The following is a 17907-nucleotide window of genomic DNA, read 5'->3' as shown; positions in this document are numbered from 1 at the left end:
ATAGGAGGAGAAAATATGGGGGGGAAAGTGTGGCGAACCTGCCGCCTTACAATAAATGGCCTGGGGCATAAGGTACAATACAATCAGGCGACAATTGATAATCTGTTTGTTCCATTCCTGCGTCGAATGACCAAAATGCAACAAGGGGTAGGAAAACGTTTGGTGATTTTTTTGGTAGCGCCTCCGGGAACTGGCAAATCCACGTTGGCACTGCTGTTAGAGCAGCTGTCCTTGACGGATTCATCTCTTGAGCCCGTGCAATCCATTGGCCTCGATGGGTTCCATTATCATAGCGATTACATCCGCAATCATCATGTGGAGCGCAATGGCGAAAAGATTCCCATGGCGGCGGTAAAGGGATGTCCAGAGACTTTTGACGTGGAACACCTTGTGGAAAAGCTCGAAACGGTCCGCATGGCAGATATTCGTTGGCCGATTTACGACCGTTCGATTCACGATGTCGTGGAGGAAGTCGTAAAGATTCGCCGCAAGATAATTCTATTGGAAGGAAATTGGCTGTTGTTAGGCGAAGACCCGTGGCAGAAAATCCGCAGTTATGCGGATTATTCGCTGTTTATCAGTGCAGAGCCGCGTGATTTGAAAGAGCGGCTTATTGCCCGGAAAATGGCCGGCGGTAAATCGCGGGAGGATGCAGAGCGGTTTTACCGGGAAAGTGACCGTATCAATGTGGAACGGGTGCTCAAAAAGTCCTGGCCGGCAGATGAAACTTGGCAGATGCTTGGCGATGGGGATTACCAGCTGAAGGGAAAAATTATGCCGACCAATATGGTGGATCGGAATGCTTTGTGGAAAAAGCCAAATGTCTCAATCGAAAGCAGTTTGCTGGGCGGAATCAATCGCCGTATGGGGGTAGAGCAGGGAAATAATGGTGCTTTATTCAAAAATGGTTATGCGGAAGGCTTATCCGCAGCCCGCCGTACAATCCTGCGGAAATTGTACTTGGATGGGACAATGAGCAGTAAGGCTATTATGGAGACGTTTGAACTGACACCGGAAGAATTGGCGGATATCTTGAAATAAAAGGTGGAACTGCCCTCTTGGGTAACAATAAGAGGGTAGTTCTTTTTGCGTGCAAATAGGATTGAAAACATTTTCAAAACGTGAAAACACGAATAAACACGTTTTTATTATACTATAATCATAACAAGGGGAAAAACAATTAGGGGTCTTTACTGGAAGAAAAAGAAAGGGAAAGTGTCATGGAAAAACTCATTCAGATGGTAGAGAAAATGAAGCCTCTTTTCGAAAAGGTTTCTAACAACATCTATTTGCGGGCAATCCGGGATGGATTTGTCAGCTGCATACCGGTTATCCTATTTTCATCGCTATTTATTTTGGTGGCATGCGTACCAGAGATTTTCGACTACAAATGGCCGAAAGCCATCAGTACGGTCTTATGGCAGGCTTATAACTACAGTATGGGCATGCTGGGCATCCTCATGGTGGCTACGATTGCGAAAAGCCTGACGGACAGCATTAACACCAAAATGCCGAAACTGCGTCAGATCAATGACGTATCGGTCATGATTGTTTCGATTATCTGCTTGCTGCTCTTGGCAGTTGCTCCCGTGGAAGGGGGAATTTCCACAGAGTTCATGGGGACGAAAGGTCTGCTTTCCGCTTTTGTCGTAGCCTTCACCGTTCCGAATATCTACAAGTTCTTTGTAAAGCGTAACATTACCATCAAGCTGCCGGATGAAGTTCCGCACTATATTGCGCAGACTTTCGCGGATCTTATCCCGTTGTCGGTAGCAGTTATGATTTACTGGGTTTTTGGCATCGTGTTCAAGGAAGCTACGGGCATGATGTTCGGTGCCTGGATCCTGGAAGTATTCAAGCCGCTCTTTGTGGCAGCGGATGGCTACATCGGTCTGGCTATCATCTATGGTGCCATGGCTATGTTCTGGTTCGTGGGAATCCATGGCCCGTCGATTGTTGAACCAGCGGTTACGGCTATCTACATTGCCAATATCGAGGCAAACCTGCAGATTGTCAATGCGGGGGGACATGCCACGAACATTCTCACGCATCCGACGTCTTACTTTGTCGCTACCCTGGGCGGTACGGGCGCAACGCTGATGTTCTGCGCTATGTGTGCCTTTATCGCAAAATCCAAACAGCTTCGTGCTGTGGGACGCGCTTCTATCGTGCCGGTTACGTTTGCCGTCAACGAACCGATTATCTTCGGTGCTCCGATTGTGCTTAATCCGGTATTGTTCTTCCCATTTGTCCTTACCCCGATTCTCAATGTCTGGGTGTTCAAATTCTTCGTGGATAATCTGGGCATGAATGCCTTTACGTATATCCTGCCATGGACTACGCCGGCGCCTATCGGTCTCATCATCGGTACGGGCTTTGCCCAGATGGCCTTTGTACTGGCTCCGTTGCTTTTGGTTATGGATGCGGCACTGTACTATCCGTTCTTCCGTGTTTACGATGCGCAGCTGGTAGCAAGGGAAAGAGATGGAGTCATGGAAGACATAATGGCCAAGGCGGATGAGGATGAGGCTGCAGTTCCTGAGCCGGCTCCGGTATCCGCTTCCGAGGAACTGCCTAGTGAGGAAAAACGAGTCCTGGTACTCTGTGCTTCTGGTGCTACCAGCTCTATGCTGGCTAAGGCGATTACCAAAGGGGCTGAGCATCGCCACGCACCGGTAGAATCCATTGCTATGGCATATGGACAGCACAAGGATATCATTACGGATTTTGATCTCGTTGTCCTGGCTCCGCAGATGGCTTCGATGTACGATGAATTGAAGTCTGACTGTGATGCCAAAGGCGTCAAGAGTGCTACGACCAGCGGCCGCGAATATGTGGGGCTCACGCGTGACCCGGACAAAGCTTTGGACTTTGCCCTGGCCTTGATGGCACACTAAACTTTATGTAGGAAAAATAACTCCTGCTGCCAGTTGTAGGATGGCAACGGTGGCAGCAGGAGTATTTTTATGGGAAATTTTACAGAATATTGGGGAAATTAGGAGGAAAAAACATGAAAAAAGCAGCTCTTATGGCAGCAGTCTTAGCAGCAACGACGATGAGCACGACGGCTTTTGCCGCACAGAATCCCTTCAAGGATTTACCAGAAGGACATTGGGCTTATGACGCAGTCACCATGCTTGCCGAGGATGGCGTGCTGGAAGGCTATAGCGATGGCACATTCAGGGGAACCAAGACCATGAACCGCTATGAGATGGCGCAGATCGTGGCCAAGGCTATGGAGAAATACGACAATGTCCAGCCGAAGGATAAAGGAGCCATTAACAAACTTAAAAAAGAATTTTCCGCGGAGCTCAAAGATATGGATGTACGCCTGTCCAATGTAGAACAGGAAATCAACAATATCAAGAGCAAGCAGTCTAATATCAAGATGTTTGGCGATGTGCGTTTCCGTTATGCACAGAACATCAAGGGAAATTATTATAAAAAATTGAATGTGGCTGGCATGGATGCTGATATGAAAAAACATTTGGACAAGAAGGAAAAAGTAGCGCCGACTCGTTTCCGCCTTGGGATGTGGGGAGAGCCTGCTCCAAATCTGTCGTTCAATGCACGTTTGAAACTCGAGCATGAGACCAATCGCAGTGATGCCGATAAAGACCATGGACTGGGCAGTGATAACCATGGTAATGTTACCCTGGATCGGGCCGAAGTGAATTGGTCCGCGAAAAATGGTTTCCGGATTGACGCTGGCCGCATGGAGAAAAACCTTGGACAGGGCCTTATCTGGTGGGAAAATGGTATCGATGGTTTCGCGGTAAATAAGACCTTCGGCCCGAAAATGGATGCCATGTTTGGCTGGGGCGATATCACGGCAGAAAACTGGGGTCAGGGAAAAGATAAGTGGATGCCAGGGTTCTTTGCCAATGTATCCGTACGGTCGAGCAGTGCTACGACCATTACCGTGTCCCACTTGAACGCGAAAATGGATGCGCAGCTCTGGAATCCTTCTGTCAACGACTGGGGCTGGATTAATTTCTATGGCAAAGCAGTGGATTATAAACTGAACCAGACTGCGGTGGGCTTCAACACCAAACTTTCCCCGCGTGTTACCTGGCTCGCAGAGGGGATTGTCAACAATGTGGCCATGACGGGCAAAGACCAGAACAAGCATGGCTTCTGGACGCGCGTGGTCTATGGCAATCTTGACTGGATGAAGAAAAATACGTGGCATACGTATGTGGAATATGCAGCATTGGGCAACTATGCGGTGGATTCCTCTGGATGGGGCCATCATATGGATTTTGCTGGTGGTAATGGTTATGGCGGCGACGCAGGCGGCTGCCGTGGTTATGGAATTGGCTTCAGTTATATGCTGGCACCGCAGGCAAATGTGGAACTCAACTGGCATCGTATGAAGACGTATAATACGAAATATGGCACCTATGACAACATGCTGCTGTCGGGACTTATTTTCAGCTTCTAAGCAAGAAGGGCAAACAGGTTGCAGGAGGAAGATAGCATGAAGAACGCAAGTCTTAAAAGTTTAGTATTGGGAGCACTAGCAGCAGGGGCCGTATCGTTGTTTCCGTTTACGGCTGATGCAGCCGTGCAGGTCAATCCCATTCCCAATCTCAGTGCGGATTTTATTAAAGGTGCGGATGTGTCTATGCTGCCGGAGCTGGAATCCCTGGGCGGCAAGTTCTACGATATGGATGGCACGGAGATGGATGAGCTGGCCATCATGAAAAAATACGGCATCAACTGGATCCGCCTGCGCATCTGGAATAATCCGGATCATGCCAATGGCGGCGGCTATACCACGGCAGAACGTGCTTTGGCGATGACAAAGCGTGCGCATGAACTCGGCATGAAGGTGCTTATTGATTTCCATTACAGCGATTTCTGGGCGGATCCTGGCAAGCAGTGGGCACCGAAAGCCTGGGAAAAGGATGATGCCAAAAAAGTGGCCAAGGATGTCTACCAGTATACGAAAAAAGTGCTGGGGGATTTCAAGAAAGCCGGTCAGCTGCCGGAAATGGTGCAGGTGGGCAATGAAATCACCAACGGCATGATCTGGCCTCTGGGCAAACTGCCAGCCAAGGATAATGGCAAGACGCTGGCTTCCTTTGTGGCAAGCGGCCTGAAGGCTGTACATGAGACGGATCCGAATATCAGGACCATGATTCACATCGACAAAGGTGGCGACAATGCCGCTTCGCAGACATTTTATAATCAGTTGATCAAGGATAACGGGGTCAATGATTTTGATGTCATTGGTTTGTCCTATTATCCGTTCTGGCATGGCAATATGGATGCTATGCGTGCAAATATCAAGGATTTGTCGGCCCGTTACAACAAAGATGTGATTATTGTCGAGACGGCATTCGGTTATACCAACGAGAACTTTGACGATACGAAAAACCCCTATGATGCACAGGCGGAATATGTGGGCGGTTTCCGTTCGACCGTACAGGGGCAGGCTACGGGGCTGCGTACCGTTATGCAGAGTCTCGCGGATGTGCCGAATGGCAGAGGTATCGGCATGTTCTATTGGGAGCCGGACTGGTATGCTGTGCCGGGGGCTGGTGCCTTTAAGGATCAGGGAAATGAATGGGATAACCTGGTCATGTTCGATAACAAGGGCAAGGCACTGGAGTCCTGGAAGGTATTTACGGATGTCAGCGACAAGTCGCTGCCGACGGTCAAACCGGCCGTTAAGGAAGTGGATGATGTGACGGGGGAGGCCGGCCGTGGCACGGCAGCCAAACTGCCGCCCAAGACGCGCGTGACGTTCTCGGATGATCATGCGGAAAGTGTGGAGATCGATTGGGAGAAGCCGAATCCTGTTTTCCAGCAGGCCGGAGATTATACGGTCAAAGGGACCGTTACCGTTGAGGGAAAAAAATATCCGGTTACTGGCTTGATTACGGTGGTGGACAAGGTAAACCTGTTCAAGAATGGTAACTTTGAGAACGCGCAGAATCTCGACGGCTGGACGATTACTGGCGATAAGGTATTGGATGTGGTAACCAAAGGCGGCGATGCTCTGGATACCAGTGCGATGCACTATTGGAGTGACAAGGCATTCAAGTTCACGGCCAGCCAGGAATTCACCGGATTGGCGGATGGCAAGTACACCGTAGCAGTGTCGACCCAGGGCGGTGGCGGACAGAGCAAGTATCAGCTTACCGCTGCCACCAGCAAGGGGACGAAGTCGGTGGATATCAAGGACACGGCTTGGAACGAGTGGCATACCTTTACCATCAAGGATGTTGAGGTAAAAGGCGGCAAGTGCACGGTGGCAGTGACTATGGAAGCTGCTCCGGGAACCTGGGGATCGCTCGATAACTTCGAATTCTACAAACAATAACACGTACAAAATCCAATCACCCCTGCAAGCAGCTGCCTGCAGGGGTGATTTTTTGTGCAGGTTCCGCGATGTTATGAAAACTCTTCCAAAAGGCGAAAACAAAGGCGCGGTTCCGCTACCTATAATAAAGCCATAAGGAGAAAAATGATGCCTACGTAAAGGGAGAGATTATGATGAAACTGCACAATACCAATGAAATGTTAAAAGATGCTCAGAAGAAGCATTATGCGGTGCCAGCGTTTAATATTCACAATCTGGAAACATTCCAGGTGGTAGTGGATACGGCCAGTGAAATGCGTTCCCCGGTAATCATCGCCGCTACACCGTCAACGGTGCGGTATGCAGATAAGGATTATCTGGTGGCACTTACGGGAACTGCTATGGAAAAATACGACATTCCCATGTCGTTCCATCTCGATCATCATGAGGATGTGGCAGAAATCGAGAGTACGGTGGCTGCCGGTTGCCGCAGCGTAATGATTGATGCTTCCCGCCTGCCGTATGATGAGAATGTGAACAAGGTAAAAGAAGTAGTAGCTTTTGCACATACCTGTGGTGCTTCGGTAGAGGCAGAGCTTGGGAAACTGGTCGGACAGGAAGATGATCTTGTGGTGGATGATGCGGATAGTGCCTATACCAATCCGGAGGATGCCCTGCGCTATGTAGAAGATACGGGAATTGACAGTCTGGCTGTGGCAATCGGTACGGCTCATGGACTTTACAAAGGAACGCCAAAACTGGACTTTGACCGTCTGACGGAAATCCGCCAGCGCGTAGAAGTCCCGCTGGTACTCCATGGTGCTTCGGATGTACCGGACGAATTGGTCCAGAAAGCCATTTCGCTGGGTATCTGCAAGGTCAATGTAGCCACGGACTTGAAGATTCCATTTTCCAATGCCGTGAAGGAATTCTTCAAGGAAAATCCGGGGGCCAATGATCCGCGCAAGTATATGACTCCGGGCAAGGAAGCAATGAAGGCTATCGTAAAACATAAGATTGAGGTATGCGGCAGCCAGAATCGGTATTGATTTCTGCTGACAAAGGGAAGGAACGCTTATGATACTGGTAATAAATTTAAATGCCTCGCTTGATAAGCGCTATGAACTCGTGGATTTTGCCAAGGGAAAAATCGTCCGGGCCAAATCGGTGGATAATACCCCCGGCGGTAAGGGCATCCATGTCGCGAATGTGGATACCATTCTGGGTGAGGAAACGGTGGTAACAGGATTCCTGGGCGGCAAGACCGGTGAATTCGTAGCAGGCAGGCTTTATGACTATGGCATAGCTGGTGACTTTGTTGAGGTGGCAGGAGAGACACGTTCCTGTCTGGCTATACTCACCGAGGATGGTGCCCAGACGGAAATCCTCGAGCCCGGACCCGATGTAAGTCTTGCAGAATTAAAAAAGTTCCGTGATAAGTACACGGAACTTTTAGGAAAAGCGGATATTGTCGTAGCCTCCGGCAGTGTGCCGCGAGGTGTGCCGGTTGACTTTTATGCTGAGCTGATTGAAGAGGCTCACCAGGCTGGAAAGAAATTCCTGCTCGACACCAGCGGGGATTTACTGGCCCGCGGCATTGCAGCCCGTCCGGATTTCATCAAGCCAAACCGGGATGAGATGGAAGCCCTGCGCGGATATCGTCTCCACAGCGAAGAAGATGTCGTGCGGGAAATCCGTCACTTCCTCGAGGAAGGAATTGAGATGGCGGCGGTATCCTTGGGCAGTGAAGGCTCCCTGGTGGGTTTTCAGAATCAGGTATATCGTGTCACTGTGCCAAAGATTGATTGCCAGAATCCTGTCGGTTCTGGGGATTCCTATGTGGCAGGGATTGCTGCCGGTTTTGCCCGCAAGCTGCCGATTGAAGACATCCTGCGGCTGGGGGCTGCTTGTGGTACCGCAAATGCTTTGGAAGCCGAAAGTGGTTTCGTGCAGAAAAAGGTAGTGGCACAACTTTTGCCGCGGATTTCCGTAGAGAAAATTGCCGGCTGATGAGCCTGCCCAATCAAAAATAATGTTCCCGACGATAAGCCGCCTCTTTGCGGGCGGCTTTTTCGCGTTCCTCATCCTGACGTTTGGCCAGATAGTCTGAGATGATACGGCTGATGACATAGATGGGAAGACGGGAGGTGGCATCGACGTTTTTGATGGCTACATGGCTGTGCTTGAAGCCGTAGGCTGTAAGGTGTGCAATACGTGCCAGCGGTGTGTCCGGAGAGCCGCAGGTGATGGTGACGATGCGGGCACCCAGAGAGGCCGCATTCTCGGCGGCTGTGAGAAGCTCCGGGGTCTTGCCAGACAGGCTGAAGATGATGACGAGTTCCTGATTCTTTACACGGCGGGTCATGTCCTGCATGATAGACGGATCGGAGTTGGCAAAGACATGGAATCCCTGCAGCTGGAGTTTCAGGGCAAATTCCTCGGCTACGTGCTCCGTGAGCCCGCGTGACAGGAGATAGATACGCTTGGCCTGGCAGATTTCCCGCACGACCGCCAGGATGGTTTCAATGCTCAGCTGTTCGATGGTCTGTGTTACTTCCATCAGGCTTTTATTGAAAATCTCATTGACGTTGATGCTGTCTTTGTGGACGTCTGTTTCCTGGGTGATGAGATAACGCAGTTCGGCAAAGCCGGAAAAGCCGCATTTTTTTATGGTGCGGGATACGGTGGCGGGAGAGGAATAAGTCGCCTCGGCTACGTCACTGATGGACATAGAGGAAATCTTTTCGGTGTTGCTGTTGATGAAGGCGATGACTTTCTTCTCCGTTTCGGTTAGGTGTTCGTGAAAATCATGGTCGATCTTAATTAACATGATTTATCAGCTCCTTGTAATTCATTCAGTATTCTTATTATATCACGGCGAAAATGCTTTCAAAACCTGAAAACAACGAAAAAGCAAGAATGATTATAATAAAATCATCAAGAAGACAGAAAGGAAGTCAGAATATGAAAGTTGCATTGGCTGCGAATGGTGCTGGCGCAAAACTGAAAGACAGCATCAAGGATTATTTGCTTGGCAAAGGTTATGAGATAGAGGATTTGTCCCATGAGGATATTTTTATCGCCACAGAAAATGTGGTGGATGCGATTTTAACCAAGGGGATTACCCGGGGCATTGTCGTGGACGACTATGGAGTGGCTCCGTTTATGATTGCTGCGAAACATCATGGCATTGTCTGTGCTCCGACTTATGAGGATTACACGTCATCCATGACCCGCCGTCACAACAGCACGCAGATCATTACGCTGGGGGCAAATGTTACGGCAGAGAAGCTTTCCTGTGAATTAGCGGAAAACTTTGTGAAGACGGAGTATGATGGTGGACGTCATCAGATTCGCATTGATATGCTGAACCGGGAAGTGTGAAGGAGGTTAATACGATGAAGATTGCAATTGGTTGTGACCATATTGTTACCGATATAAAAATCAAAGCGGCAGAATTCTTGAAAAAACAGGGACATGAAGTCATCGATGTGGGTACCTATGATTTTATCCGTACGCACTATCCGATTTATGGACGCAAAGTAGGAAAACTGGTGGCAACTGGTGAGGCGGATTTGGGCGTGTGTATTTGCGGTACTGGTATCGGTATTAATAATGCCGCACAGAAAGTAAAAGGTGTTCGTGCAGCCTGCGTGGCTGATGTGCAAACAGCAGTAGCGGCAAAAGAGAATCTTAATGCAAATGTAATTGGGTGTGGAGGTCGTGTTATTGGTATTGGATCGATTGAATATATTCTGGAGGCCTTTCTAAAGGCTGAGTATAAACCGACTCCGGAAAAGGATGCACTGATTGCGAAAATTGATGGGCTGATTGATGACAATGATTGCATAGAGAATGATGCACTCTTTGATGAGTATCTGAAAAAATGGGAGGAAGGTTACTATCACGACTGATGTCGTGCTATAATGGTGTCGGTTAGCTAGCTTACTTTTTTTAGGGGTAAAGAAAGTAAGTGGGGCACTAGGGAAAAATATTTACGAAAAGGGGATTCTTATGACAATGACGAAAGATGAAATGGCAATGATTGCTATGGAAATTGTGGCTTATTCCGGCGATGCTCGGACAAAATTCCTAGCCGCGATGGATGCTATTGGTGAAAAGGATTTTGCAAAAGCAGAATCGCTCATCAAAGAAGGGGATGACTTGATCCTCAATGCCCACAATCAGCAGACGGAACTCATTACGAAGGAAGCAGCCGGCGAGGAAATCGAAATTGGTTTTCTTACCGTGCATGCACAGGATCATCTGATGACAGCTATGCTGCTTTCGGATATGGATAAACGTTTCCTCAAGATGTTCCGGGAGAAATGAGGGTTGATTATGGCAAAGAAATTTCCAGCTGGTTTTATCTTTGGCGGGGCTACTGCTGCCTATCAAGTGGAAGGTGCAACCCGCGAAGATGGGCGCGGTCCCTGTGTCTGGGACGAGTATATGAATCGTCCTGGCGCAAGGTTCAATGCGGATCCTGCCAGCGATTTTTATCATCAATACAAAACGGATTTGCAGCTGGCACATGATTATAACATCAATGGCATCCGCATCTCCCTGTCTTGGACGCGGATCCTTCCCGAAGGGGAAGGCAGGGTGAATCCGGCTGGTATTGCGTATTACAATGAGCTGATCGACGAGTGCATCAAACAGGGCGTAGAACCCTTTGTGACGCTGCACCATTTTGATACTCCCCTAAAATTTTTTCAAAATGGCCATTGGCTGAATCGCGATTTGATTGACAAATTTGTGGAATACGCCAAAATCTGTTTTGAGGCCTTCGGCGATCGGGTGACGAAATGGGCTACCTTTAACGAACCTTGGTCCATTGCTCAGAATGGCTATCTGGCAGGGAATTTTCCCCCGAATGAAACCTTCCAGATTGAGAAGGCCATCCAGATTGAGCACAATCTCATGGTAGCGCATGCCCGGGCTCTGAATCTGTACAAGAGCATGAACTTGCCGGGAAAAATCGGTATTGTCCATACGTTGGAGGGCAAGGTGGCTATATCGGCTTCCCCCGCTGATTGCCATGCCCGCGACCTGGATGATGCGATTTCCAACCGTTTTATGCTGGATGCCTGCTATTTGGGAAAATACAGCGATACGACCATGTCGCTGATAAATGAAATCCTGCAGAAGAATGGCGGCAAGCTCATCACGGAGCCGTCCGATTTTGATGATTTTGCGCGCGCTGCCAAGCAGATTGACTTTTTAGGCATGAATTACTATTCCAGTCACTTTTTGCAGGCCTGGGATGGTGACAGCCAGGTGGTGAATAACAGCACCGGCGAAAAGGGTACCAGCGTGTTCTGCCTCAAGGGCATCGGTGCACGTGTCAGCAATCCGGAAGTCCCCACTACGGATTGGGATTGGCCGATTTACCCGGAGGGCATGTATAGGCAGTTAAAGCGTATCGCCAGGGATTATCCGAACTACAAAGAGATTTTTATATCCGAGAATGGCATGGGCTATAAGGATGACTTTGAAGACGGAAAAATCGATGACACGCCGCGCATCGAATATGTCACCAAGCATCTGGAAGCAATCCTGAAGGCCATCGAGGAAGGCGTCAAGGTAAAAGGCTATTATATTTGGAGCCTGATGGACGTACTGTCCTGGAGCAATGGTTATAACAAACGCTATGGCTTGTTTTATGTGGATTATGCCAATCAAAAACGATATCCCAAAAAAAGTGCTTATTGGTATAAAGCAATAAGTCAGCGGAGAGAATTAGTTCCGATGGAAAAATTTCTTATTGATTTTTGAAGGAAAAAGCTATAACACAATAGCTAAATGAAAAGACGGTTCGAAGACTTGAATGAGTCAGCGAACCGTCTTTTCTCATAAAGACAATAATTACATGTTGAACAAGGTGGTAGGTGTTGAAGGGATTCAGTTTTTAGCGTGCTTTGCTGGAAAACAGATAAACAAGCGTGGTGAGAATAATGCCGCCAACGCCCCACATCCAGCCTTTATCGTACCAGGCATAAGCCGTGCAGGCGAGGCAGAAGAGGACTGCGATAAACGTTTGCTTGGCGTTTTCTTTGCGCAGGGCAAAGGTCTGGTAATCAACGCCAGTAAGTTCTTTGAAGCACTCTTGACAGATGACTTTTTTTTCTCCGTCTTCGGTGGTATGAACAAGCGCATCCTTTTCCTCAAGGGTACGTCCGCATTCGGAGCAGTTCAGCATGGTTGGGTTCCTCCCGTCGAATTTCATCAAATTATCACGTATTTTCTAATTTTACCGCATTTTGTGCGATTTGACCAGGTTTTCTTGACACTCTACGGGAAAAACTATAGAATATAAAGGTATAGTTATGGATAAAACTATTCAGGAAAACAAATAATGCATGAAAGCAAATAAAAAAAGAGGGGGTGAGTATTATCGTTATCGAAGTAGTAGCGGTAATAGTTGCAGTTATCATCGGTGTCGGTCTTGGCTACGCTGCCCGTAAGCGTACGGCAGAAGCTCAGATTGGCTCCGCTGAGGAAGAAGCAAAACGAATTGTAGCAGAGGCTGAAGAAAAAGGCGAGACAAAGAAGAAAGAAGCTCTGTTGGAGGCGAAGGAAGATATCCATCGCCTGCGTCAGGAGCTTGACCGCGATACAAAAGAGCGCCGCAGTGAGATTCAGCGCCAGGAGCGCCGTATTGTGCAGAAGGAAGAGAATCTCGACCGCAAGCTGGATTCCATCGAAAAGAAAGAGGAAGCTCTTTCCCGGAAGGAATCGCGTCTCGACAAGAGTCAGCAGGCTATCGATGAGATGCATGAAAAGCAGAAGGAAGAGCTGGAGCGGATTTCCGGTCTGACGTCGGATGAAGCCCGTACCATGCTCATGGCTGAAGCTGAGGATGAACTCAAGCACGAGAAAGCCATGAAAATCAAAGAGTATGAGCAGCAGATAAAGGACGAATGCGATAAGAAGGCACAGGATATCCTGAGTCAGGCAATCCAGCGCTGTGCTGCTGACCATGTGGCTGAGACGACGGTTTCGGTTGTCGCATTGCCCAATGACGAAATGAAGGGCCGCATCATTGGTCGTGAGGGCCGCAACATTCGCACGTTGGAAACTATGACCGGGGTTGATCTCATTATCGATGATACGCCAGAGGCTGTCATCCTGTCGGGATTCGACCCGGTACGCCGTGAGGTGGCTCGGATTGCCCTGGAGAAACTGATTCAGGACGGCCGCATTCATCCGGCACGCATCGAGGAAATGGTGGAAAAGGCAAAACGCGAAGTTGACCAGCGCATCAAAGAAGCTGGTGAACAGGCTACCTTTGATACTGGTGTTCACGGTATCCATCCGGAACTGGTCAAGATGCTGGGCCGTTTGCGCTATCGTACGAGTTATGGACAGAATGTGCTCAATCATTCCATTGAGGTTGCCCATCTGGCTGGTGTCATGGCCTCGGAGCTTGGCTGCGATGTGACGCTGGCAAAACGCGGTGGCCTGCTGCACGATATTGGTAAAGCCATCGACCGTGAGGTGGAAGGTTCCCATACCACGATTGGTGCAGATTTGGCACATAAATTCCGTGAGTCAAAAGATGTAATCAACTGCATTGCTTCCCATCATGGGGATGTGGAGGCAACCAGTGTTGAGGCAGTCTTGGTTGCTGCCGCTGATGCCGTATCGGCTGCAAGACCTGGTGCCCGTCGTGAGAGCCTTGAGTCCTACCTCAAGCGCCTCAAACGGCTGGAAGAAATTGCAGAGTCCTATGAGGGTGTTGAGCGCTGCTTTGCCATTCAGGCTGGCCGTGAGATTCGCGTTATGGTCAAACCGGATAAAGTTGATGATGCTGAGTCGGTGGCACTGGCTCATGATATTGTCAAAAAAATCGAAGATGAGCTGGAATACCCGGGGCAGATTAAAGCCACGGTTATCCGCGAGACGCGCGTCGTCGATTACGCGAAATAATCAATCAGAAAATGTTTGGGGGTGCGGGGCCTGGCTCTGCATCCCCAATTCTACCTATAAGGGGAACAATCATGCTTGGATTCAAGGATTGGCTAACAAAGGCAGCGGGCAGGAAGGCTGCCACGGATAAAACTGGAATACAGCTCATTGCGGCGATTCTGGCCTGCTATCCGGAAATCGAATCGGTAAGCTATGTGCCTGAGGCCACCGAAATGACATTGGATTTTGTCCTGGAGGGCAAAGTGGATAAGGAAGAACTGGAGCCCTTTGCCAAATTGCTCGATGACAGCCTGCAGGCTTATCACGAGCTGGATTCCGGGGTTCCAGTATGGATGGCCGTAGAGGCTGAAAGTCATGGCCGGGCAACGATGGTGCATATCCATCGCCAGCTGATTACCATGACGCGGGGGGAATTGACGCTTATAACGGCGCTTTTCCGGGAGACTTTTTCGGAGCGTCTTAAATGCGATAAGCATACCCCTGACCAGTTGGAACCGGAATTTGCTGATGCCCAGAGTGCGGTCCTCGATACCCTCTTGGACCAGAATCAGGAATACCGCATCAAGGAAAAAATGATTGGCATCCGCGATAAAGACCGGGTAGTTGTCTATAACCGTTGATTCTTTTGCCAAGGGAATCAGCGGAAGGAGGAATACATGCGAGTAATGTTGACAGGAGATGTCGTGGGCCGTCCAGGCCGCAAGGCATTTCAGGAGTATACGCCGAAGCTCCGCAAGGAAAAGGGCATTGATGTGGTCATTGTGAATGGGGAAAACTCTGCCGGTGGCAAGGGCTTCACCCGCAAATCGTTGGATGCTCTTTACCATGCAGGGGCGGATATCATCACTTCGGGCAATCACGTCTGGGATAAGAAGGATGTAATGGAGTTTATTGACCAGGAGCCCTTTTTGATTCGTCCGGCAAATTATCCGGAAGGAACTCCGGGGAAAGGCTATTGCATCTTTCCCTTCAAGGCCAAGAATATCGGCGTCATCAATCTTTCGGGCCGGGCCTTCATGCCGGCCTTGGACTGTCCCTTCCAAAAGATTGAAGAGATACTCCGCGAGATAAAAAAGGAATGTGATATTCTTTTCTTGGATTTTCACGCCGAGACAACTTCGGAGAAAATGGCAATGGGCTGGTACTTGGATGGCCGGGTAAATGGCGTAGTGGGTACCCATACCCATATCCAGACGGCGGATGACCGTATTCTGCCGAAGGGGACGGCCTATATTACGGATTTGGGCATGACTGGCCCGTGGAATTCCATTTTAGGCGTCAAGACGGAGATTATTCTACGGAAGTTTACGACGGCCATGCCCTGCCGATTCGATTTGGAGGAAGAAGGGCCGATGGTTTATTCAGCAGTCATTATGGATATTGATGACAATACCAATCAAACAACTGCAATTGAGCGAGTCATGATTGTGGAATAATCGCAAATCGTAATAGATTGTTTTGAGAAAAGAAGGACTTTGCAGGTTTTTGAAGAATACTCTAGCTAGTGACAGTAAGTTTAACCAATAGGATACATGCATTGTATGAAGTAATCTTTATGTTGAGAGGACGTGCTGAACATGGAAATTCTAAAAGTATCTGCAAAGTCAAACCCAAACTCAGTGGCAGGCGCATTAGCAGGCGTGTTGCGGGAATCCGGAAGTGCTGAGATGCAGGCAATTGGTGCTGGGGCATTGAACCAGGCGGTCAAAGCGGTAGCTATTGCCCGCGGATTTGTTGCGCCTCATGGAATTGACCTCATCTGTGTTCCGGCTTTCACGGATATCAAGATTGATGGGGAAGAACGTACTGCAATCAAACTGATTGTTGAGCCGCGCTGAGTAGATTATAGGAGTGAACCCGAATGCCAAGTGATTTGCATATGCATACGACCTTTTCCGATGGCAAGATGACACCGGAAGAGCTTGTAGCAGCCGCAAAGGATGCGGGCCTTCAATACATGGCAATAACGGACCATGATACGGTGGAAGGCATCGTGGAATTATACGAGAATGGGCATTATCCAAGCCGGGGTATCCATATCATTCCCGGTATTGAGTTTAGCGCGCATCATCCGACCAGAGAGATTCATATTTTAGGGTTTAACCTGGATATATACTATCGGGCGCTGGCGGATAAATTAAATGAGGTTACCGAGGCTAGGTGGACTCGTTTTTCGGAAATGATTGAAAAACTGCAGGCTTTGGGGTATAACATATCGGAAGCCGATGTACTTACCATTGCTGGGGCCAGTAAGTCTATTAGCCGTTCCCATATTGGACGGGTGCTGGTCAAAAAAGGATATTTTACCTCGGTGCGAGAAGCATTTGATGCTGTTTTGAAAAAGGGCACACCAGCTTATGTGCCACACTATCATCTGGAAGCAGCGGAAATCATTGCGCTTATCAAAGCTGCTGGAGGGACGCCGGTGCTGGCCCATCCTAAGCTCATAGGTGATGATGAATTAGTTCGTGAGCTTTGCCAGAGCGGCATTGAAGGGATTGAAGCTTTTTATCCTCAGCATGATGAAGCGGATACGGCCCGTTACTTGTCGATGGCAGAGGAATTTGGCTTGTTGGTATCCGGTGGTTCGGATTTCCACGGCTATCCGACGCGTTATCCGTCGGAACTTGGTGTGTTTACCATTGAAGACAAATGGGCGGAAAAATTCTATCGTCCGCAGCAACAACTGGGATAAACAGGAGAGGTAATATGGATGTTATTGCACTGGTGGGTCCCAGTGGTACCGGCAAGAGCCATCGCGCGCTGGTTGTCGCTCACGACAATCGGGCCGATGCCATCATCGATGATGGTATTCTTATAAAGGATGGCAAGATACTTGCCGGTCATTCAGCTAAAAAAGAACAGAGTAAAATCATGGCTGTGCGCCGGGCGATTTTTGTTTTGCCCGGTCATGCAGAGGAGGTGCGGGCTGCAATCGATGAAGCAAAACCGCACCGCATTTTGATTCTCGGCACCTCCGAGAATATGGTTCATAAAATCGCCAAGGCATTGAAATTGCCGTCGATTGCCAAGATTATCAATATCGCCGATGTGGCGTCGAAAAAAGATATGGAAAAGGCGCAGTTCTATCGTCTGAAACAGGGAAAACACATTATCCCAGTGCCGACGATCGAGCTCAAACCGCATTTTTCCGGCTATTTGGTCGACCCCTTACAGACTTTTTTCAAGCGGTCTTCCACCAAACGTCGGCGGTTGGGAGAAAAATCAATTGTCCGGCCGGTATTTAGCTATTTCGGCAAGCTTTCCATTGACGACTCGGCCATCAAGGCAATTATTCGTCATGTGGTCATGAAACAGGCAGCCTTCACCAAGATTGGTGGTTTGCAGGTGGAACATCTCATGCAGGATGGAGAGGACATGGGCCTTCGGATTTCCTGCGATGTGGTTCTCACCTATGGCAACCATATACCGACTCTTATCCAGCAGGCCCAGAAAGAAATCCGCGATGCGGTGGAATTCATGACGGGCATGGTGGTTCACGAGGTGAATATCCGGGTCAAGGCCCTTTACGTACAGTCATAAAAAATCGAATAATGCTATCGGTTTAGTTAAAAAAGGTGTTGTTTTGGCAGCACCTTTTTTTTAACAGCAAAATAAGTGAAAATAATACTTGTTCTTTCTTGTTTTTACGTGTATAATGATTT

The 17907-nt window shown here is 48.8% G+C and carries 18 protein-coding genes; 16 read left to right on the top strand and 2 right to left on the bottom strand.

Going from position 1 to position 17907, the window contains the following annotated elements:
• Positions 1-15: 15 nt before the first annotated feature.
• The 6 genes from BLQ36_RS00495 to BLQ36_RS00470 all read left to right on the top strand — a co-directional run bounded on the left by BLQ36_RS00495 (position 16) and on the right by BLQ36_RS00470 (position 8320).
• A complete protein-coding gene (locus BLQ36_RS00495; protein WP_072022698.1) occupies positions 16-1041 on the top strand; it encodes a nucleoside/nucleotide kinase family protein in 1026 nt (341 codons plus the stop codon).
• Between the two features lie 179 nt (positions 1042-1220).
• The gene (locus BLQ36_RS00490; protein ID WP_074513501.1) at positions 1221-2897 is read left to right on the top strand and encodes a PTS lactose transporter subunit IIBC; all 1677 of its coding nucleotides are present in this window, start codon (positions 1221-1223) and stop codon (positions 2895-2897) included.
• Between the two features lie 113 nt (positions 2898-3010).
• Positions 3011-4444 (top strand): S-layer homology domain-containing protein, encoded by a 1434-nt coding sequence (locus tag BLQ36_RS00485; RefSeq protein ID WP_074513500.1) that lies wholly within the window; start codon positions 3011-3013, stop codon positions 4442-4444.
• A gap of 36 nt (positions 4445-4480) precedes the next feature.
• Entirely contained in the window at positions 4481-6331 is a 1851-nt protein-coding gene (locus BLQ36_RS00480) for a glycosyl hydrolase 53 family protein (RefSeq protein ID WP_081342163.1), read from the top strand.
• A 173-nt stretch (positions 6332-6504) separates the two neighbouring features.
• Positions 6505-7359, top strand: coding sequence for a tagatose bisphosphate family class II aldolase (locus BLQ36_RS00475; RefSeq protein ID WP_218970061.1), 855 nt, complete (start codon positions 6505-6507; stop codon positions 7357-7359).
• Positions 7360-7387: 28 nt separating this feature from the next.
• Positions 7388-8320 carry a 1-phosphofructokinase family hexose kinase gene (locus tag BLQ36_RS00470; protein WP_074513498.1) on the top strand — a complete coding sequence of 311 codons (933 nt, stop codon included), beginning with the start codon at positions 7388-7390 and terminating at the stop codon, positions 8318-8320.
• A 13-nt stretch (positions 8321-8333) separates the two neighbouring features.
• Here BLQ36_RS00470 and BLQ36_RS00465 read toward each other — a convergent pair whose 3' ends face one another.
• The gene (locus BLQ36_RS00465) at positions 8334-9140 is read right to left on the bottom strand and encodes a MurR/RpiR family transcriptional regulator (RefSeq protein ID WP_074513497.1); all 807 of its coding nucleotides are present in this window, start codon (positions 9138-9140) and stop codon (positions 8334-8336) included.
• 134 nt (positions 9141-9274) lie between these two features.
• Between BLQ36_RS00465 and BLQ36_RS00460 the strand changes: the two genes are divergently transcribed.
• The 4 genes from BLQ36_RS00460 (at position 9275) to lacG (ending at position 12088) form a co-directional block, all read left to right on the top strand.
• Positions 9275-9694, top strand: coding sequence for an RpiB/LacA/LacB family sugar-phosphate isomerase (locus BLQ36_RS00460; protein ID WP_074513496.1), 420 nt, complete (start codon positions 9275-9277; stop codon positions 9692-9694).
• 14 nt (positions 9695-9708) lie between these two features.
• The gene (lacB, locus tag BLQ36_RS00455; RefSeq protein ID WP_033169614.1) at positions 9709-10224 is read left to right on the top strand and encodes a galactose-6-phosphate isomerase subunit LacB; all 516 of its coding nucleotides are present in this window, start codon (positions 9709-9711) and stop codon (positions 10222-10224) included.
• A 100-nt stretch (positions 10225-10324) separates the two neighbouring features.
• Positions 10325-10642: a PTS lactose/cellobiose transporter subunit IIA gene (locus tag BLQ36_RS00450; protein WP_143558641.1), complete on the top strand. Its 318-nt coding sequence runs from the start codon at positions 10325-10327 to the stop codon at positions 10640-10642.
• A gap of 9 nt (positions 10643-10651) precedes the next feature.
• Complete coding sequence (gene lacG, locus BLQ36_RS00445; RefSeq protein WP_074513495.1) at positions 10652-12088, top strand: 6-phospho-beta-galactosidase; 1437 nt, start codon at positions 10652-10654, stop codon at positions 12086-12088.
• A gap of 133 nt (positions 12089-12221) precedes the next feature.
• Here lacG and BLQ36_RS00440 read toward each other — a convergent pair whose 3' ends face one another.
• Positions 12222-12512 carry a hypothetical protein gene (locus BLQ36_RS00440; RefSeq protein WP_074513494.1) on the bottom strand — a complete coding sequence of 97 codons (291 nt, stop codon included), beginning with the start codon at positions 12510-12512 and terminating at the stop codon, positions 12222-12224.
• Between the two features lie 185 nt (positions 12513-12697).
• Between BLQ36_RS00440 and rny the strand changes: the two genes are divergently transcribed.
• From rny to BLQ36_RS00410, 6 genes are all read left to right on the top strand, one after another.
• Positions 12698-14242, top strand: a complete 1545-nt coding sequence (gene rny, locus BLQ36_RS00435; protein WP_074513493.1) for a ribonuclease Y — start codon at positions 12698-12700, stop codon at positions 14240-14242.
• Between the two features lie 71 nt (positions 14243-14313).
• Positions 14314-14862, top strand: coding sequence for a hypothetical protein (locus tag BLQ36_RS00430; RefSeq protein ID WP_074513492.1), 549 nt, complete (start codon positions 14314-14316; stop codon positions 14860-14862).
• 36 nt (positions 14863-14898) lie between these two features.
• Positions 14899-15678, top strand: a complete 780-nt coding sequence (locus tag BLQ36_RS00425; protein WP_180364813.1) for a TIGR00282 family metallophosphoesterase — start codon at positions 14899-14901, stop codon at positions 15676-15678.
• Positions 15679-15819: 141 nt separating this feature from the next.
• The gene (locus BLQ36_RS00420) at positions 15820-16080 is read left to right on the top strand and encodes a stage V sporulation protein S (RefSeq protein ID WP_033169608.1); all 261 of its coding nucleotides are present in this window, start codon (positions 15820-15822) and stop codon (positions 16078-16080) included.
• Positions 16081-16103: 23 nt separating this feature from the next.
• Positions 16104-16937, top strand: a complete 834-nt coding sequence (locus BLQ36_RS00415; protein ID WP_074513490.1) for a PHP domain-containing protein — start codon at positions 16104-16106, stop codon at positions 16935-16937.
• 14 nt (positions 16938-16951) lie between these two features.
• Entirely contained in the window at positions 16952-17785 is an 834-nt protein-coding gene (locus tag BLQ36_RS00410) for an Asp23/Gls24 family envelope stress response protein (RefSeq protein WP_074513489.1), read from the top strand.
• Positions 17786-17907 lie beyond the last annotated feature (122 nt).

The sequence above is a fragment of the Selenomonas sp. WCT3 genome (assembly GCA_900100835.1).
Taxonomy (GTDB): domain Bacteria; phylum Bacillota; class Negativicutes; order Selenomonadales; family Selenomonadaceae; genus Selenomonas_A; species Selenomonas_A ruminantium_E.
The sequence above is the reverse complement of the archived record's forward strand: the minus strand, read 5'-3'. Positions and strand labels throughout refer to the sequence as shown.

What these genes read in the sequence shown, in the direction of transcription:
- BLQ36_RS00495 (WP_072022698.1), top strand. Translation starts at nt 16, where the DNA reads ATGGGGGGGAAAGTGTGGCGAACCTGCCGCCTTACAATAAATGGCCTG.
- BLQ36_RS00490 (WP_074513501.1), top strand. Translation starts at nt 1,221, where the DNA reads ATGGAAAAACTCATTCAGATGGTAGAGAAAATGAAGCCTCTTTTCGAA.
- BLQ36_RS00485 (WP_074513500.1), top strand. Translation starts at nt 3,011, where the DNA reads ATGAAAAAAGCAGCTCTTATGGCAGCAGTCTTAGCAGCAACGACGATG.
- BLQ36_RS00480 (WP_081342163.1), top strand. Translation starts at nt 4,481, where the DNA reads ATGAAGAACGCAAGTCTTAAAAGTTTAGTATTGGGAGCACTAGCAGCA.
- BLQ36_RS00475 (WP_218970061.1), top strand. Translation starts at nt 6,505, where the DNA reads ATGAAACTGCACAATACCAATGAAATGTTAAAAGATGCTCAGAAGAAG.
- BLQ36_RS00470 (WP_074513498.1), top strand. Translation starts at nt 7,388, where the DNA reads ATGATACTGGTAATAAATTTAAATGCCTCGCTTGATAAGCGCTATGAA.
- BLQ36_RS00465 (WP_074513497.1), bottom strand. Translation starts at nt 9,140, where the DNA reads ATGTTAATTAAGATCGACCATGATTTTCACGAACACCTAACCGAAACG.
- BLQ36_RS00460 (WP_074513496.1), top strand. Translation starts at nt 9,275, where the DNA reads ATGAAAGTTGCATTGGCTGCGAATGGTGCTGGCGCAAAACTGAAAGAC.
- lacB (WP_033169614.1), top strand. Translation starts at nt 9,709, where the DNA reads ATGAAGATTGCAATTGGTTGTGACCATATTGTTACCGATATAAAAATC.
- BLQ36_RS00450 (WP_143558641.1), top strand. Translation starts at nt 10,325, where the DNA reads ATGACAATGACGAAAGATGAAATGGCAATGATTGCTATGGAAATTGTG.
- lacG (WP_074513495.1), top strand. Translation starts at nt 10,652, where the DNA reads ATGGCAAAGAAATTTCCAGCTGGTTTTATCTTTGGCGGGGCTACTGCT.
- BLQ36_RS00440 (WP_074513494.1), bottom strand. Translation starts at nt 12,512, where the DNA reads ATGCTGAACTGCTCCGAATGCGGACGTACCCTTGAGGAAAAGGATGCG.
- BLQ36_RS00430 (WP_074513492.1), top strand. Translation starts at nt 14,314, where the DNA reads ATGCTTGGATTCAAGGATTGGCTAACAAAGGCAGCGGGCAGGAAGGCT.
- BLQ36_RS00425 (WP_180364813.1), top strand. Translation starts at nt 14,899, where the DNA reads ATGCGAGTAATGTTGACAGGAGATGTCGTGGGCCGTCCAGGCCGCAAG.
- BLQ36_RS00420 (WP_033169608.1), top strand. Translation starts at nt 15,820, where the DNA reads ATGGAAATTCTAAAAGTATCTGCAAAGTCAAACCCAAACTCAGTGGCA.
- BLQ36_RS00415 (WP_074513490.1), top strand. Translation starts at nt 16,104, where the DNA reads ATGCCAAGTGATTTGCATATGCATACGACCTTTTCCGATGGCAAGATG.
- BLQ36_RS00410 (WP_074513489.1), top strand. Translation starts at nt 16,952, where the DNA reads ATGGATGTTATTGCACTGGTGGGTCCCAGTGGTACCGGCAAGAGCCAT.